At 34.2% G+C, this 2,286-nt stretch carries 2 protein-coding genes; both read left to right on the top strand.

The window, feature by feature from the left end; all coding sequences use genetic code 11:
* A partial coding sequence (locus BW942_RS20670) for a methyl-accepting chemotaxis protein (protein ID WP_082279667.1) occupies window positions 1–267 on the top strand: 267 nt, incomplete at its 5' end.
* Window positions 268–1,183: 916 nt separating this feature from the next.
* A partial coding sequence (locus BW942_RS20665) for a PDC sensor domain-containing protein (protein WP_020198327.1) occupies window positions 1,184–2,286 on the top strand: 1,103 nt, incomplete at its 3' end.

Below are 2,286 nucleotides of genomic sequence, written 5' to 3'. Positions count from 1 at the left end.
GTTCTTACTTCCGTTAAAACTCAGGAAGAAAATACTAAAGAAATCGCACAAAGTGCTAATGAACTTATGACCTTCAGTTTACAAATTGAAGAAGCCGTTCTAGAACAAAAGCGTGCCACGGATGAAATTACAAAAACGATTATGAGCATTTCTGACGGTACTCAAGAAATCGCTTCGGGCGCGGATGATCTTACTTCATTCTCCGGAAATATACACGGACAAGCAAGAAATCTAGGTCAATTGATTGGCAAATTTAAGACTCATTGAACTTGATATAACACCACAGATCCGACCATTTATTTCTTTAAGGAAATTTTTAATTAACGTGAGTTCGGCTGATAAGGAATCCTCTCAAAGTATGAATTCCTACAATTTTAGAATTTGTTTGTAAAATCGTGATTTAGAGTAGTTCCCACATTTGAATACGACAGATTCAATCGTTATAAACTTTTTTTGAACTTGTCCCAAAACCATCCAATGTAGGAACTTACTGCAAAAATTTAACGACATTAGAACTGCTCGAAAGTTCGCAAATTGCCAAATGCAACCTGTCGAACGACCCATGGGGAGTGAGACGCTGAGTTTCACAGAGCGACCATAGAAGCGATGCATTGAGTTTCACAAAAATGTAGGAACTACTGCATTTTATTAGAAATTTCTAAAGAATTATCGTGTAAATTCTTTGAGGTTTTAGGACAAACTCTCTATAAATTGTAGTAGTTCCCACATTTTAGGAATCGATCCGCAAAGTTCAGATTCCAATTTTTTCATAAAAATAAATTAGGATCAAACCCACATCAAATAGATGATAGTCGCAAAATAACAATTTTATTCAGAAATTTGATTTTAAGATCAAGAGTTGTTGAAAAATTAGTTTTCTTCCGTTTTTTCATTAAAACGAATCGATAAAAAGTTTTGTTAACATAGATAAGATTTTTTCAATAGCTCTATTTCTTTTTGAATTTAATGGGAAATACCCTCAAATGTATTTGAGGAAAATAAAATATTTAGGCTTTGTTTTCTATCAAAGTAATTCAGATCAGATTCTTATAAATGATATTGCTATTTATAATTCTTATTTAGAACGTCTCTTTATAGATGAATATTTGAATTGATGAATTCATATTTTTAGATAGAATAACTTCTCCTCGGTTTTAGATGCAAAAAAAGGTTGAAAAGTAACATGAGTATTCGGTTTCGAATTTCGCTTTATTTATCCATAGTTTTATTTCTTGGGTTTAGTTTCCTTGCAGTAGTCAATTCAGTCATCTCTTATGATAATTTAAAATCAGAAGTAGAAAATAATTCTGCCATCACTTCCGAACGTTGGTCCTTAGAAGTGAAAGACACATTGGACTCGGCTATGTTCTATGCAAGAGGATTCCGATCTCCTTTGATCTTCACTTCTCCTCCTAGAGAATCCATCATTGTTTCCATCAAAGAAGTAATTGAAAGAAATCCTAACTTTTTCGCTCTCTGGCTGGTCTTTGAAACGAATTTGTACGATGGCAAAGATTCTCAATATAAAAACGCATTTGCACACGACTCTACTGGAAGATTTATTCCCTACGTATTTCAATCGGGCGAAAAAGGGAAAGCACTGATCAGATCTAGCATCGGGTACGAAAACCAGGACGGAACCGGAGACTTTTATCAAATACCTAAAAAGAAAAATATCTACTACGTTTCAGAACCATATCGTTATAAATCTGAAAACATAGATACGATGATGATCTCCATCGTCGCTCCGATCAGTAAGGACGGATTTTTTAGAGGAGCTTGTGGGATTGATTTAAAGGCGGAAGAATTACAAAAGAAATTCGGAGAAGTAAAGCCGTTTCGAAATCAAGGATATATGACTCTGATTTCTCCGAGTGGACTTTATACAGTAAACGGAAAAGATCCTTCTTTGATCGGGAAAAAAATTACAGATCCTCAAGAATTAGATCTATTTTTAAAACAAAGCCAAGAAGGAAAAAATTTCACATTCAACTCGGATGAACACACCCACTACTACTTTCCGTTTCATGTCGGTAAAGACAAACGTTATTGGGTGATGCAAGTAAGCGTTCCAGATTCTATTTATAAAAATGAAATGTTTAAGACCATACTCACAAGGGCTTTAACCGCAATTTTGATTTTAGTTTCCGTTTTGATTTGTCTTAATTTTATATTCCAAAAATTGATTACTGCCGGTCTTCTCAAAGCAGTTAGTTTTTCCGAAGAAATCGCAGACGGAAATTTAATCGCTCAAAGTTCTCACGATAAAAAAGACGAAATCGGAAC

The sequence above is a fragment of the Leptospira interrogans genome (genome assembly GCF_900156205.1).
In the GTDB taxonomy this organism is placed as follows: domain Bacteria; phylum Spirochaetota; class Leptospiria; order Leptospirales; family Leptospiraceae; genus Leptospira; species Leptospira interrogans.
Note: the sequence above shows the minus strand (reverse complement) of the source record. Positions and strands in the feature narration are given on the sequence as shown.